Annotated in this window: 11 protein-coding genes and 1 pseudogene; 1 reads left to right on the top strand and 11 read right to left on the bottom strand. The window is 60.7% G+C overall.

Translation table 11 applies throughout. The features are described 5' to 3' along the window. Positions 1-16 precede the first annotated feature (16 nt). The 3 genes from DXD94_RS02750 to DXD94_RS02760 form a co-directional block, all read right to left on the bottom strand. A complete protein-coding gene (locus tag DXD94_RS02750; RefSeq protein WP_117763234.1) occupies positions 17-1,036 on the bottom strand; it encodes a M42 family metallopeptidase in 1,020 nt (339 codons plus the stop codon). Between the two features lie 264 nt (positions 1,037-1,300). Continuing rightward, positions 1,301-2,467, bottom strand: coding sequence for a lactaldehyde reductase (gene fucO / locus DXD94_RS02755; protein WP_117734434.1), 1,167 nt, complete (start codon positions 2,465-2,467; stop codon positions 1,301-1,303). A 165-nt stretch (positions 2,468-2,632) separates the two neighbouring features. Further along, positions 2,633-3,349 carry a YoaK family protein gene (locus tag DXD94_RS02760; protein ID WP_117763167.1) on the bottom strand — a complete coding sequence of 239 codons (717 nt, stop codon included), beginning with the start codon at positions 3,347-3,349 and terminating at the stop codon, positions 2,633-2,635. A 267-nt stretch (positions 3,350-3,616) separates the two neighbouring features. On the opposite strand from DXD94_RS02760, the gene DXD94_RS02765 reads away from it, so the two are divergent. Then, complete coding sequence (locus tag DXD94_RS02765; RefSeq protein ID WP_233540300.1) at positions 3,617-5,764, top strand: YgiQ family radical SAM protein; 2,148 nt, start codon at positions 3,617-3,619, stop codon at positions 5,762-5,764. On the opposite strand, the gene DXD94_RS02770 is transcribed toward DXD94_RS02765, so the two are convergent. The 8 genes and pseudogenes from DXD94_RS02770 to DXD94_RS02800 form a co-directional block, all read right to left on the bottom strand. After that, positions 5,761-6,705: a CPBP family intramembrane glutamic endopeptidase gene (locus DXD94_RS02770; protein WP_117763168.1), complete on the bottom strand. Its 945-nt coding sequence runs from the start codon at positions 6,703-6,705 to the stop codon at positions 5,761-5,763. The genes DXD94_RS02765 and DXD94_RS02770 overlap by 4 nt on opposite strands. A 64-nt stretch (positions 6,706-6,769) precedes the next feature. After that, on the bottom strand, positions 6,770-6,973 hold the full coding sequence (locus DXD94_RS02775) for a hypothetical protein (RefSeq protein WP_117734431.1): 204 nt from the start codon (positions 6,971-6,973) through the stop codon (positions 6,770-6,772). A gap of 216 nt (positions 6,974-7,189) precedes the next feature. Then, positions 7,190-7,393 (bottom strand): annotated as a pseudogene (locus tag DXD94_RS09635) (hypothetical protein); the annotation flags it as partial. 125 nt (positions 7,394-7,518) lie between these two features. Continuing rightward, a complete protein-coding gene (locus tag DXD94_RS02780) occupies positions 7,519-8,901 on the bottom strand; it encodes a 6-phospho-alpha-glucosidase (protein ID WP_117763169.1) in 1,383 nt (460 codons plus the stop codon). A gap of 3 nt (positions 8,902-8,904) precedes the next feature. Further along, positions 8,905-10,521, bottom strand: coding sequence for a PTS transporter subunit EIIC (locus tag DXD94_RS02785; protein ID WP_117763170.1), 1,617 nt, complete (start codon positions 10,519-10,521; stop codon positions 8,905-8,907). 99 nt (positions 10,522-10,620) lie between these two features. Then, entirely contained in the window at positions 10,621-11,475 is an 855-nt protein-coding gene (locus DXD94_RS02790; RefSeq protein WP_117763236.1) for a PRD domain-containing protein, read from the bottom strand. Positions 11,476-11,493: 18 nt separating this feature from the next. After that, a complete protein-coding gene (locus DXD94_RS02795; protein WP_158564779.1) occupies positions 11,494-12,006 on the bottom strand; it encodes a PTS glucose transporter subunit IIA in 513 nt (170 codons plus the stop codon). A 347-nt stretch (positions 12,007-12,353) separates the two neighbouring features. Then, complete coding sequence (locus tag DXD94_RS02800; RefSeq protein WP_199568355.1) at positions 12,354-14,603, bottom strand: DEAD/DEAH box helicase; 2,250 nt, start codon at positions 14,601-14,603, stop codon at positions 12,354-12,356. Positions 14,604-14,776: the final 173 nt, after the last annotated feature.

Genomic DNA, 14,776 nt, shown 5'->3' on the forward strand with positions numbered 1-14,776 from the left:
GTCGCAAGCTGCTCCCTTAGCGCTGAACGTAGGCGCGAACGAGCTCGTAGGTATTGCGCACGCCGTCGATGTGGCTGCGCTCGTAGTTGTGGCTCGCGTACACGCCGGGACCGATCAGGCCGTGGCGGATGTCGTAACCAGCCGAAAGCGTAGCCTCGACGTCGGAGCCGTAGTGCGGGTACACGTCGATGGCGTAATCGAGCTCCAGCTCGCGCGCGATATTGGACAGCGTGGTAACCAGATCGTAGTTGTAGGGGCCACCCGAATCCTTGGCGCAAATCGAAACCATGCGCTCGGTGCAGCCCAGGTCGTCGCCCACGCAGCCCATGTCCACGCTGATCATCTCGCGCGTGTCAGCCGGCACAAAGGCACCGCCGTGGCCGACCTCCTCGTACACCGTAAAGAGCAGCGAAACCTTGCGCGAAAGGGTCACCTCGCCGTCAGCAACGGCGCGGGCCAGACCCAGCAGAATCGACGCGGATAGCTTGTCATCTAGGAAGCGGCTCTTGATGTAGCCACTCTCCGTCACCGTCGTGCGAGGATCCATAGCGATGATGTCACCGGTCTGAATACCCAGCTCGAGCACGTCGTCTTTGCTGTCGACATTCTCGTCGAGCAAGATCTCCATGTTCTTCTCGACGGTCTTGACCGGTTCATCGGCCACATGCGCCGAAGGCTCGGTGTTAAGAACCACACCCGTGTAGACGTTGCCATCACGCGTATAAACGGTGCAGTTCTCGCCATCGGCCGTAGACCACTGATGCCCGCCGAGCGTCGTGGGACGCAGGCGACCATTGTCCTTAATGGAGCGCACCATGGCGCCCAGGGTGTCGACATGGCTGGCCAACACCAGCGGCTCACCCTCGCCGCCAAGCTCGACCAGCACGTTGCCCTTATTGGAACGCTCAGGGCCAAAGCCCATATCGCGCAACGTTTCCATTAGATAATCAGTCGCCGCACGGGTATAGCCCGTAGGCGAGGCAATAGAAGTCAGCGTCTTAAGCTGGTCAGTAATATAGGAGAGCGTAGAATCCATCTTGGACACCAAAGTCACCCTTTCACATCGAATTAAACCCACAGCAACGATACCACCACGCACAATTATTTACCTAACGAGACAACCCATCGAGCTTCTCAGAGCAGCGCCCGCCACGATAACGAGCCGGCGGGCCCCGCCCGTTAGCCCCACAATCTTTCCGCAGGACGGAGGAAGCCCCCGCCGCACGAAGTGCGCAGCGGGGGCTTCCGACATGTCCGAGGACGATTGTGGGGCTAACGGGCGGGGGCCCGCCGAACCAAGTTAGGCAGCCGGGCAGATCTTCTTGAAGAGCTCGATGACGTCGTCGAGCGTCGCCTCGCGCGGGTTGCCCGGGAAGCAGGCGTCGGCCATAGCGTCCTTGGCCAGGACCTCGATCTCGTCGGCCTTCATGGCCTCGCAGACGTGTGGGATGTTCACGTCGGCAGAGAGCTGCTTGACGGCGGCGATGGCAGCGTCAGCGGCCTCGTCGGTGCTCATGCCCGTGGTGTCAACGCCCATGGCGACGGCAACCTTGGCCAGGCGCTCGGCGCAAACCGGCTTGTTGAACTCCATGGCGATCGGCAGCAGCATGGCGCAAGCGACGCCGTGCGGGGTGTCGTAGTGAGCGGACAGGGTGTGAGCCATGGCGTGGTCGATGCCCAGGCCAACATTGGAGAAGCCCATGCCGGCGACATACTGGCCAAGGGCCATGCCCTCGCGGCCGGAGCCGGGCTGACCGGACTTGGCCTCAGCGACAGAGTCGCGCAGGTTCTCGCTAATCAGCTTAATAGCCTCAAAGTGGAACATGTCGGAGAGCTCCCAAGCGCCCTTGGTGGTGTAGCCCTCGATGGCGTGGGTCAGAGCATCCATGCCGGTAGAAGCGGTCAGGCCGGCGGGCATGGAAGCCATCATGTCGGGGTCGACGACGGCGACCTCGGGGGCGTCGTTGGTGTCGACGCACACGAACTTGCGGACCTTCTCGGGGTCGGTGATAACGTAGTTGATGGTCACCTCGGCGGCAGTACCGGCGGTCGTCGGCACGGCGATGGTGAACACGGCGTGGTTCTTAGTCGGAGCAACGCCCTCGAGGCTGCGGACATCGGCGAACTCGGGGTTGTTGATGATGATGCCGATGGCCTTGGCGGTATCCATGGAGGAGCCGCCACCGATGGTCACGATAGCATCAGCCTCGGCGGCCTTGAAAGCCTCGACGCCGTCCTTGACGTTCTGGATAGTGGGGTTGGGCTTGATCTCGGAGTAAAGGCTCCAAGTGATGCCGGCAGCGTCGAGCTCGTCGGTCACCTTAGCGGTAACGCCAAACTTGACCAGATCGGGGTCGGAGCAGACGAAGATCTTCTTGTAGCCGCGACGCTGGAGCTCGCCGGGGATCTCCTTGATGGCGCCGGAACCATGATAAGAAATGGTGTTGAGAACGAAACGATTAGCCATTGATAGCCTCCCCATCGTGTGCGGGGCACCCATTACGTCCCGCGCTGTAAGTTCCATCCTAACGCTTTTGAAACAAAAAACGCGTGAGAACGTCAAAAGTGTTAAAGCGTTTCAACAGGAAATGAAAAAACTGCGGCAAAGGGACAACCCCTCTGCCGCATTCGGTTACTTTCGACAGCCCTCTTTCCAAGCCTCGGCCGCAACCTTCCAGCGAAAGTGCAAGTCGCGTTCACGGTCGATAAACATGATGGCAAACGCGATAAACAGCAGCACGCTCGCCACCGCAATGGCGTGCAGCCCCATGCGCTCAATACACCAGTTGCCCAGCACGGCGCCAAACACAAAGGTAAAGATCACGCCAAAGTACAGCAGGCCGTTTTCCAAAAAGCCGCGCTTGTGGGTGATGATGTAATCGTCCACGTTTTGCAGCGCGTTGCGCAAGTTGCCGATACACATGGTCGTGGCGATGCCGTGTCCATGAATCTTGCGGAAACTCTCGACCTGCATACCGCAGGCAAACGAGGTAAGGCAGTTGGCGAGCAGGTTGAAATCGCCACCGGGGATAAAGCTCACGCCCAGCAAGATGACGGCTTCAAAGAACACCGTCACCTGACGCCAATGGATCACGCTGCCAAAACGCTCGTGTACCAGGTCGGCAAGCATAATGCCCACGGCAAACGAAACCACAGGGAAGAAGTAGCGCCCCGCAAGTGCCCAATTGCCCTCTGAGATGCTCACGCCCACCAGCAGGATGTTGCCCGTCTGCGCGTTGGCGAAAACATGGTCGCGCCCAATGTACGAATACACATCCATAAAGCCACCGGCAAGCGCCAAGATGATGCCCAGCTCGATGGACTCCGATATCTGTTTGGCACGCTGCATCGTCGTGCATCCTCCTTGTTGACGACCCTCTCGTGCGTTGGCGGAGACATTGCCGCCGTTCATACTGTAACCCATTGACAACATGGCGTGCGAGCGAGACGGGCCCCCAACGCGCAGATACACAGTCTGGAAACATACGGCGGGAGAGGCGCCGACACCCGCATCGACGCGCCGATCCGCCAGCTCATGTACTCCACCAGTCTTTTTAGCCCCGTCCCAAAAAGACTGGTTACAATTACGTGCAGCATACAAACACCGGGAGGGATCGTGGCAAAAAAGCCTCAGCACGCTCAGAATAACCAGCGCAGTCAGCAGGGCAAACAGGGCCAGCAGCAAAAGCGCGGCGGTAAGGCGCAGGTCACGGCCGCCCCCGCCACCCGGGCCGCGCACACCCAGGCAGCGCCCTCACGCCCCTGGCGTCCGGGCCGCGATAAGTTCCTACCCGTCAGTCGCGCCGACATGGATGCACGTGGCTGGGACCAGTGCGACTTTGTCTACATCTGCGGCGACGCCTACGTGGACCACCCCAGCTTTGGTATGGCCATCATCAGCCGCGTACTCGACGCGCATGGCTACAAGGTGGGCATCATCTGCCAGCCCGACTGGACCGATCCCGCCAGCATCACCGTGCTCGGCGAGCCGCGCCTGGGCTTTCTCGTCAGTGCCGGCAACATGGACTCCATGGTCAACCACTATTCGGTGACCAAGCACCGCCGCCACACCGACGCCTATACCCCCGGTGGCGAGGAGGGTCACCGCCCCAACCGTGCCGTTACGGTCTACGGCAACCTCATCCGCCAGACGTTCAAGGACGCCCCCATCATCATCGGCGGCATCGAGGCGAGTCTGCGCCGCCTGGCCCACTACGACTACTGGCAGGACAAGCTCAAGCGCTCGGTACTGCTCGACTCGGGCGCCGACATCCTCATCTACGGCATGGGCGAGCACGCGATCGTCGAGATCGCCGACGCGCTCGACGCAGGACTGCCCGTCGACCAGATTACCTATATCAATGGCACCGTCTACCGCACCAGCTCGCTCGACGAGGTCTACGACTACGACCTGCTGCCCAGCTGGGACGACCTTACCGCCGACAAGCTCAACTACGCGCGCAGCTTTAACGTGCAGCAGCAGAATATGGACCCCATCACCGGACATCGCCTGGTAGAGCCCTACCCCAACAGCGTCTATGTGGTGCAGAACCCGCCTTCGGCGACGCTCACCACTGACGAGATGGACGAGGTGGCAGAGCTCCCCTACGCACGCGATTGGCATCCCGACTACGACGCGGCAGGCGGCGTGCCTGCCTTTGCCGAGATCAAGTTTTCCATCAGCTCTAACCGCGGCTGCTTTGGCGAGTGCTCGTTTTGCGCGCTCACCTTCCACCAGGGCCGCGTGCTGCAGATGCGCAGCCACGATTCGATCATGCGCGAGGCCGAGCTGCTCACGCGCGACCCCGAGTTTAAGGGCTACATCAACGACGTGGGCGGACCGACGGCCAACTTTAGCCGTCCTGCCTGCGACAAACAGCTCAAGCACGGCGTGTGCAAGAACAAGCGCTGTCTGTGGCCGAGCGTATGCAAGAACATGGTGGTCGACGAGAGCGGCTACACGCAGCTGCTGCGCGACCTGCGCCAGCTTCCCGGCGTCAAGAAGGTCTTCGTCCGCAGCGGCATCCGCTTTGACTACACCATGGCCGACACCTCGGACGAGTTTTTGCGCGAGCTGCTGGAACATCACGTCTCGGGCCAGCTGCGTGTAGCGCCCGAGCACGTGAGCGATGCGGTGCTGAGTGTGATGGGCAAGCCGAGCCGCGCCGTCTACGATGCGTTCTGCCGTAAATTTGAACGCCTGAACCGCGAATACGGACTCAAGCAGTATGTGGTGCCGTACCTGATCTCGAGCCACCCCGGTTCAACCATGAAGGAAGCCGTGGCCCTTGCCGAGGCTGTGCGCGACATGGGCTATATGCCCGAGCAGGTGCAGGACTTCTACCCCACGCCGTCCACCATGTCGACGTGCATGTACTACACCGGCGTTGACCCGCGCACCATGGGGCCAATCTATGTGGCGCGCGACCCGCACGAGAAGGCCATGCAACGCGCACTCATCCAGTATCGCAAGCCCGAGAACTACAAGCTGGTGCGCGAGGCGCTGGAAAAGGCCGGGCGTCGTGACCTGATCGGCTACACCAAGCATTGCCTAATCCGTCCCGTGCCGCCGCGCCCGGGCGAGACGTCTGCTAGCGGCGGACACGGCACCGGCAAGAAGGGCGGCAAGGCCCACGGTGGCGCCGGCAAGGGCCCCAAGGGCAGCAAGGGGCACGGCGGCATGTCGCGTGCGCAGAACACCGCCGGCCGCAACCGTGCAGCTCAGGGGCGTCAGGGCGCCAACGGAGGCGGACGCCGCAATTAGTGCAGGAATGCGGTAGATGTGGTCGCAGTGCTCTGCTGGCACGCTTGGCGCAGCGAGTGCATTGCCTCCACCAGGATCACGCCGGCGATCGCGACCGTGATTATCACGTCGAACGGCGTGTTCACAAACCAGAGCAACGTCATGAGATACGACCCGGCGTTAAAGGCAAAATGCAGCAGGATCGTGTAGCGGAGCTTTCCGGTCGTCACGAGCACCGAGCCAAAAATGAGGCCGGCAGCGCCCGCATAGCAGCCCTGCACCCAGTTCAGGTGCATAAAACCGAAGATCGCCGCCTGCAGCACGACCGCCGCGGCGATACCCCACGTGCTCGGGGCCGCCCAGGGCACCATAGCGCCGTCCTGCGCACCCGCACGACGCCGGCGCTTCCAAAGTGGGCGGCACTGCGGATTAAACGATCGGAGCGAAAACTCAAAAATGATACCGCGCACCAGCAGCTCCTCGCAAAACGGAGCGCCGAGCACCGTGGTCAGGACGGCCGGATAGCTCGTGTCACCCATGCCCGTCTCCTCGACAAGTTCGCTGTAGTCGGCCGCGGCCTCCGGTAACAGCGACAGCACGGCGTCGGTCACGTAGCCAACGACCACCTGCAGTGCCAAGCCGATCACGATAACGCAGGCAATGCGCCTCCATGCTTTGCCTGCTCCCCCGCCAAGCGGGCGCTCGCCCTGCCAGCGCGCCATAAACGAGCGCGGCCACAGATAACGCCACCACAGCAGCGCCATCAAAAACGACGCCGTCTGCGCGGCAGCCTGAAGCAATTGAATATCGAGGTCGTCAATCGAAAAGCCCATGAACACCGATGCGACGCCCAGAGCGGAGAACAAAACCACACTCAGGGCAATATCTGCCGCGACAACGCCAAAACAGGCAAGCGCCCAAATCATCGCATTGAGCATGCCAACCTCCTCAAAACCCGGCACTTAGGGACGTTCCTTAACTGCCGGCAGAAAAGGAACGTCCCCAAGTGCCGGCAGTTTGGGACAGTCATTGTTGATGAGAATCGGGCGCAGTGCCAAAAGCCCCGTTGGGCGAGATGTCGAACGGGAAGGTGCCGCAGCGATTGAACGCAGCGATAAACATGCGAATGGCGTTGGACGGCGTGGTGCCCACGAGCTGGGTTGCCGCCGCGAAGGCCGCCTTTTCCTCGGGCAAGACCTTCGCGACAACCGGGGTCATGTGTTCTGCCATGGCGCTTCCTTTTTGAAACGACGGTGGTGCGGATAGATGCGGGCCACGCGGCTGGGCGACGGGTTGTGAAGGCAACCCGATTGGCCCGCATCTGGAGTTTGTTTCTACGGCGTTGGTATTACTTGGTATTCCAAAGTATTACCCCGCAGATAGAATACCATACCCGACCCCATGGGGACGGAGAAAAAACGGATCATTTTGTTGCTGAGTAAGTATTTAGAGCGTGATGATATCCGAGATATTGAGGGCCTGAGCGTCGACGGCATCGTGCGTGGCAAGCAACAGGATGCGACCGTCGAGCAAGTCGAGCATGACCTCGGCGCATGCGTCGCGCGCAGCGGTATCTAGACCGGTAAAGGGCTCGTCCAGAATCACCGCGTCGCCTGGGCACAGCAGGGCTCGGGCAATCTCGATGCGACGGCGCTGCCCACCCCCATATCAACCCTTTGCGCAAAACGGCAATGCCCCGTCCGCGCAAACACGCGAACAGGGCATTGATCAAGTTTTACGGTCAGCGGCTCTTTTGTGCCAGAGACCTTCTGTCTTTAGCGAAGCTCGGGCCAGTAACCCTTGTTGGCCTCGATCATGTCGTCGAGAACCTCCTTGGCGACCTTCATCGAAGGCACGGTCTTGTTGAGCGTAAAGGCCTTGAGCGCCTTCTCGTACGAACCCTCGATCGTAGCCTCGACGATGAGCTTCTCGGAGTTCAGCTGCTGCATCATAAGACCCTGCTGGAACAGCGGGATGTTGTCGCGGCTGATGACCTCGGGGCCGTTCTTGCCAATGTAGGCAGGCAGCTCGACCATGGCGTCGTAGGGCATGTTGGGGATAGCGCCCTTGTTCTCGCAAATGACCAGGAAGCGCTGCTTGGTATCGTTCTTCAGAGCGATGGCCAGATCGGCAATCCAGTCGCCGTGGCTGCCCGCATAGAACGTGCTCTCGTCGATCTCGCCCGTCTTCTCGTAATGGTCGATGCCATCAAAGAGGTTCTTCTCGCGCGTCTCCTCGACCTCGTTTGCACGGGTGCGCTCGGGGTTGGAATGCTCGACGAACTCCTTCTGCTGCAGGTAGTAGTTCAGATACGTGTTGGGCAGGTACTCCGGGAAGCACTCCATGATCTCGTACTCGCCCTTCCAGACGTAGTACCAGCTGCCCTTGGTGTGGCGGTTCTGCTCGGGATGCTCGTCGGTGGCCTCCTCGGGCTTCTTGGACATCAGCGAGCTCATGCCCTTGAGGTAAGAATCGGGCAGCAGAATCTCGTGCTCCTTGATGTACTCGCGCAGCTGCGGGAGCACCTCCTCGCCCTTGTGGCGGATCGAGGTGAACCAACCAAAGTGGTTGAGGCCAAAGTAGTCGTACTCGACGTCCTTCTTGTCGATATCGAGCGCGGCGCAAACCACGTCGATGATCGCAATCGGCATGTCGCAGATGTTGATGATGCGAGCGTTGGGGCGCAGGACGCGGCAGCCCTCGGAGACGATGGCGGCAGGGTTGGAGTAGTTGAGAATCCAGTAGTCCTTCTTGGCGTACTTCTCAACGTCGTCAATCAGCTCGACCATGGGGAAGATGGTACGCATGCCGTAGGCAAGGCCGCCGCAGCCGCAGGTCTCCTGGCCCACGCAGCCGTGACGCAGCGGAATCTTCTCGTCCTGCTCGCGCATGGCATAGCCGCCCACGCGCATCTGGGCAAACACGAAGCTCGCGTCGTTAAAAGCCGTCTTTTTGTCGGTGGTCACCGTGAGCTTGATGTCCAGGCCAAGGTCCTCGTGCAAAATCCAGTCCACGAGCACGCCAATCTTGCGCTGGCGCTCCTCGTTGATGTCGTACAGACGAATCTCGTCAACGTCGAGCTCGTCCTTGCGCAGAGCGATGGACTTGACGATGCCGGGGGTAAAGGTGGATCCGCCACCACACAGAGTAATGATCATTGTTTACTGCTCCTTCTCAATTGCGTTTTCGACCTTGTCGCGCATCTCGGCGACCTTCATGCCAAAGATGATCTGGATATTATTGCCGTTGCGGTTGATGCCGCTGTTGGGCACGTGGTTGATGAGGTTCTCATCGATGAGATCCGGGTTCTTAACGTTCACGCGGAGACGCGTAAAGCAGTTCTCGAGCTCCTCGATGTTGTCCTTGCCGCCAAGACCTGCGACCAGATCGGCAATGCCCGCATCGACGCCCTCTGCGGGAGCCGCGGCAACAGCGCCCTGCTTCACCGCGACAGACGCGGCGGCCTCGCCCTCGGCGACGGACTCGGCGAGCTCGGACTCCTCCTCGCGACCAGGCGTGTGGAGGTTGAGCTTCTTAATAAGGAAGGTGAAGAGGAAGAAGTACAGAGCGGCGTTGAGAACTCCAAGCACCAGCATGACCGGCCAGTTGGTCTTATCGACACCAAGGACCAGGTTGGAAACAACGATGTTGATGATGCCGCCTGCAGTCGAAGCGGGCACGGAGAGAACCTTAAGAAGAACCAGGAAGACGCCGGAAAGAATCGAGTGGACGACAAAGAGCACAGGGGCAGCAAAGACAAAGAGGAAGTCCATGGGCTCGGTCACGCAGGAAAGCACGGCGGTGATGATCAGCGGGATGATGACAGCCCTGGTCTTGTCCTTGTTCTGCTTGTAGGCGGTGAAGATAAAGGCGAGACCGATGCCGATGTAGGGCCACAGGTTGTTGAAGGCGTAGCTGTTGAAATACGTGCTATCGGAGAAGGGCTGGCCCGTCATTGCCATCTCGGCGACACGGATGGGATAGGCGCCGGCGATAACCTGATCGCCCAGCGTAAGGGTGCCACCCACATCGGAGAACTGGAACGGGGTGTAGATGAGGTGGTGCAGACCGGTGGGAACGAGCAGCTTGTTGAGCATGCCGTAGATAAACAGACCGATGTTGCCCGACTCATTAATGATGCCGGCAACGGAGGAGATGGCACCCTGAACCGGAGGCCAAACGATGCAGAAGCCAGCGCCCATGATCCAGGAAATGATGATCATGATCAGGAACGGAAAGCGAACGCCCGAGAACATCGAAAGGGCAATGGGGAACTGCTTGTTCGAGTACTTGTTGAACACGGCACCGGTGATGCAACCAAGAATGATGCCACCAAACACGCCGGTATCGAGCACCTGGATGCCCATAACGGTGCTCTGGCCGGTTCCGGTAAGGCCGAGCATGCCGCTCGTTTCGGCAAGAGAACCGGTGGCGTTGAGCACGATGTTATTGGCCTGAAGGAACAGGAAGAACGACATCAGGGCGATAAGCGAAGCATGGCCCTTGTTCTTCTTTGCCATGGCGCCGGCGATGCCCACGCAGAACAGAATCGAGAGGTTGTTGATGATAAACATCAGCGACTGATAGACAACGGTGCCCACAAGCTGGAACGGGCCGGAGCCCAGCACGGGGACCACGGCGCAGATGGTCTTGTTGGTCAGAATGATGCCCACGATGAGCAGGATGCCGGCAACCGAGAGATACATCATCGGCTGAACGATCGACTTCGCGAACACCTCCAACGGCGCTTTGAAATTGAACTTCTTTTTTGCGGTCATAGCGATACTCCCCTTTCTTTTCCGCAAATTAAGACAGGTGTGCCCTGGACAAGACCATGAGCCTTGTCTTATATCAATCGATGTGCGGACACGTTATGCCTAGAGACCAGATTCTCCAAGCAGGTTAACAATGTGATATGCGAGATAACTCTTCTCGGCATTGGTAACGACAACGTTATAGGTAGACGCTAAGCGGTCGGCAATTGACTCCGCGCACGAGAACGCCCTCGGATACACCGTTTCATCGATACGGAGCAGCGCGTCGCCATTGACCTGCCCCGCCGCGGGATCGAGCGCTCGCTGCGCAAAAAACTGCAGATGGCGAACGAAACGCTCGTACGGTAACGAGGCGACGTCAAGGGTCGTGGCATAGTGCTCGGAAACAATCGCGAGCACGTCGCGAACAAGCTGGACCGAAACGATCAGACGGTCAGAGCGCTGCGGCATGGTAGCGTTGACGATATGCAAGGTGATGAAGCCCTGCTCCTCCTCGCTCATCTCGATGCCCAGGTAATCCTTGATAATCTGAAGGGCACGGCCCGCAAGCGCATACTCCTTGCGATAGAACTGCTGGATCTCGAGCAGCAACGGGTTCTCGCACGGAATGCCCTTGCGCTCGCGATCAAGGGCGAGGCTAATATGATCTGCGAGAGCAATGAGAATCTTGTCATTGATATCAACATTGAGCTCTCGACGAAGCATCTGAACAATGTCCTCGGAAATCACGAGGTTAACGGTGGGGATGGACTCCAAAAGATGTGCCAAGCGGTCAATCGTACGAGAATCCTGGGAGGTACCCTCCTGCAGCGCATAGGTCTTTTCGACCGACGCCTCGTCGATGATATCACCGGCATGGCGGCCAAAGCAGAGGCCTCGGCCGATGACGATGAGCTCGGAGCCATCGTCCGAAGTGACCATTGCGACGTTATTGTTGAAAACTCGCTTGATAACCACGGTACCCACCACAAGAATTTACTCGGAAAGCCAGACGACAGGCTCTTTAACAGCAACAGGGCCGGAAGCACGCTCACGAAGAGTCGAGTTCTCCGAGCGCTCGCACACGATAACGAAGACCGTGGGGTCGAAGCCAGCGGCGCGAACCGCGTCGAAATCGACCTCGACGAGGGGCTGGCCCGCGTCGACATGGTCACCCTGAGCAACGAGCGCATGGAAGCCCTTGCCCTCAAGTTTAACAGTGTCGATTCCGATATGCAGCATCACCTGAGCAGAGCTGTCGTCGGACATGATGCCCAGCGCGTGCTCAGTCGGAAACAACGCCGCGACGGTGCCGGAAACAGGAGCGCACACCGCTCCCTCTTGGGGAACCACGGCAACGCCATCGCCCACCGCGCGGCTGCTAAAAGCAGGGTCATTGGTATTTTCTAGATGAACAAGCTCGCCGGAAACGGGAGCGAGGATTTCGAACTCGGAAGCTGCAGTCTTCTGCTCATCCGAACCGCCCATCAGGCGAGAAAAGAAACCCATGGCGGCATGTCCCTTCATAAATATAGCCCAACCAAAATCAAGCGAATGCATCCATAGAGACACATCCGTTCAAAGACTTTGGTTAGGCCCACGTCCGAGGGACTCGGTAACCTTCCGCATTTCTTTTTACGAAAGCTATTGTAGACAAGCCCAAAGCAGAATAATCATTATGACCGGTGAACGGTATTTATTCTCCGATAAACGGTAGCTATGCGGCACTTAGGGACGTTCCTTTTCTGCCGGCACCCAGGGACACTCCTTGCTCTGACCCCTTTGCACCAAAAAGGGCCCCGAGCGTAGTTGCTCGGGGCCCTTAGCTTGTCTCACGCTAGCGTGCGATGCGTATGTTATTTGCGCTTGCCGCCGCCGTCGCCGGGACGACGGGAGTTGCCGCCGCGCTTGCCGCCACGGCTGTTGCCATAGCTGCCACGGTTATCGCGACCGCCGGCGCGGCCGCCACGGGAACCGGCCTGGTTGCCGCCGCGACCACCACGGTAGCCGCCGCGACGCTCCTCGCGGGTATCGTCGTAGTTGCGCCAGTCATCGCGACGATCGCGGCTGGCACGCGGATCGCGACGATCGCGCGACTCACCGGAACGCCCAGCGCCGCTGCGCCCACCATTGCCGCGAGCGCCCTCGCGACGCTCGCCGCCGCGGCCACCGCGCTCTTCAAAGCGCTTGCCGCCACGGGACTCACCGCTGCGGGTGCCATGCTCACCGCGACCCTCGCCGCCGCGACGCTCGTCACGGCCACCGCGCTCGTCATCACGACCGGAACGACGGCGGTCGCCCGCACCGCGCTTGCCGCCGCGCGAACCACGGCCCTCGTCCTCACGCTCAACACGGCGACGACCGCCACGGTCCTCGTCCTCACGACGACGGCGGTGCGCTTCGCCCTGGAACTGCTTGGCACGGCGCTCGGCACGGTTGCCGCGCGGGGTCTGCTCGACGGCAGCAGCACCCCCGCGCTCCTCGGAAGCCACCTCGCGAGCCACACTCTCCACAGCCTCGTCCACACGAGCCTGAACGCCCTCGCGCACGCGGGTCTTGCCGCCGCGCTTGGGACGGCTCGGACGCTCGCCGTCGCCGCGACGCTCGTCGCGACCACGGTTGGAACGACCGGCCACATCGCCGTAATCGTCGCCGTTGCGCTTGCCGTCGCGACGCGCCTGCTCAAGCTTCTTCTTGCTCTTGGACTTGCCGCGCTTGGTCTTCTTCTTCACCTTAAAGGCGGCAGGGTCGCGCTCGGGGTCAACCGCGGGCGGGTTGGGACCCACATGCAGGTCGCCGGCCTCGTAGATGTCGGCGGTCTTGTCCATGAGCTTCTCAATCTCGTAGAACTCATCGACGTCCTGCTCGGTCACAAACGTAATAGCCCAGCCCAGCTCGCCGGCGCGGCCCGTGCGGCCAATGCGGTGGATGTAGTCGGTCGGCTCTGCCGGCACGTCAAAGTTCACGACGTAGCGCACGTCGCTGATGTCGATGCCGCGGGCAAGCACGTCGGTTGCCACCAGCACGTCGACGGTACCGTCGCGGAAGGCAGAAAGCGCGCGCTCGCGCTGGGCCTGGCTACGGTTGCCGTGAATCGCGGCAGCCTTGATGCCTTTACGCTCCAGACGACGGCAACAGCTGTCGGCGCGGTGCTTGGTGCGCATAAAGACGATGGTGCGCTCCGGGCCCTCCTTCTTGAGGAACTCGGGCAGCAGGTTGTTCTTGGCCTCGATGGACACCGGGAACACAAACTGGTCGACGGTGTCGGCGGTCGACGTGGCGGGCGCGATCTCCACGCGGGCCGGATCGCTCACCAGGTCGGTGATCTCGCCCACGGCCTCCTCGTCGAGGGTCGCCGAGAACAGCAGCGTCTGGCGCTCGGCCGGCGTCTCGCGCACAATGCGGCGGACGGCGGGCAAAAAGCCCATGTCGAGCATGCGGTCGGCCTCGTCGAGCACCAGGACCTTAACCTCGTCCAGGTGGCAGGCGCCCTGCTCGATCAGATCGACCAGACGGCCCGGCGTGGCGACCAGGATGTCGCAGCCGTACTTGAGGGCAGCGGTCTGCGGCTTGTAGCTCACGCCGCCCACGACGGTCACGGCGACATGGCCGGTGACGTCGGCGATCTTGCTCGCGACCTCGTCGATCTGCTGTGCGAGCTCGCGCGTGGGGGTGATGACGAGCATCACGGGGCCGCGGCCGTTGCCCTCGGGCTTTTTAGCACCGCGACGGCGGTTGCGGCCGCCGCGCTCGCGCACGGGTTTGGGAGGAGCGATGTGCTCCAGATTGTTCATGGTCGGCAGCAAGAAGGCGGCCGTCTTGCCGGTGCCGGTCTGAGCGGCGGCAAGCAAGTCGCGACCCTCGAGCACCACGGGAATCGAACCGGCCTGAACAGGCGTGGGCGCCGTATAGCCCAGGTTCTCAATAGCACGGAGCATCTCGTCCGAAAGTCCCAGCTCGTCAAAGGCGGGCAGGCTCTCGGTAGCGGACTCGACGGCCTCGGCTGCATTGGCCTCGTCGGCAGCATCGAAGGCAGCCTGGCTCATGGCCTCGCGGGCCTCGTCCAGAATCTCGGCGTCGGTGACGTCGGATACAGAATTACGCATATGTTGTTGTTCCTTATCTGCACGCGCAATGGGCACGGCATGCGGCCGCGCGGGCGTGCTTGGTAGTGCGCTAATACATACAAAAATAGGTGCGCACAGAGAGGACGTTGCTCAGCACGCTGGCGATCGCTTTGGCAGCCCTATCACGCGCCGTCCAGACGCAGCAGCTCTAA

It is taken from the genome of Collinsella sp. TM10-22 (assembly GCF_003466125.1).
Classification (GTDB): Bacteria; Actinomycetota; Coriobacteriia; order Coriobacteriales; family Coriobacteriaceae; genus Collinsella.

Coding starts and splice junctions, on each gene's coding strand:
- DXD94_RS02750 (WP_117763234.1), bottom strand. CDS start 1,036: ATGGATTCTACGCTCTCCTATATTACTGACCAGCTTAAGACGCTGACT.
- fucO (WP_117734434.1), bottom strand. CDS start 2,467: ATGGCTAATCGTTTCGTTCTCAACACCATTTCTTATCATGGTTCCGGC.
- DXD94_RS02760 (WP_117763167.1), bottom strand. CDS start 3,349: ATGCAGCGTGCCAAACAGATATCGGAGTCCATCGAGCTGGGCATCATC.
- DXD94_RS02775 (WP_117734431.1), bottom strand. CDS start 6,973: ATGGCAGAACACATGACCCCGGTTGTCGCGAAGGTCTTGCCCGAGGAA.
- DXD94_RS02780 (WP_117763169.1), bottom strand. CDS start 8,901: ATGATCATTACTCTGTGTGGTGGCGGATCCACCTTTACCCCCGGCATC.
- DXD94_RS02785 (WP_117763170.1), bottom strand. CDS start 10,521: ATGACCGCAAAAAAGAAGTTCAATTTCAAAGCGCCGTTGGAGGTGTTC.
- DXD94_RS02795 (WP_158564779.1), bottom strand. CDS start 12,006: ATGGGTTTCTTTTCTCGCCTGATGGGCGGTTCGGATGAGCAGAAGACT.
- DXD94_RS02800 (WP_199568355.1), bottom strand. CDS start 14,603: ATGCGTAATTCTGTATCCGACGTCACCGACGCCGAGATTCTGGACGAG.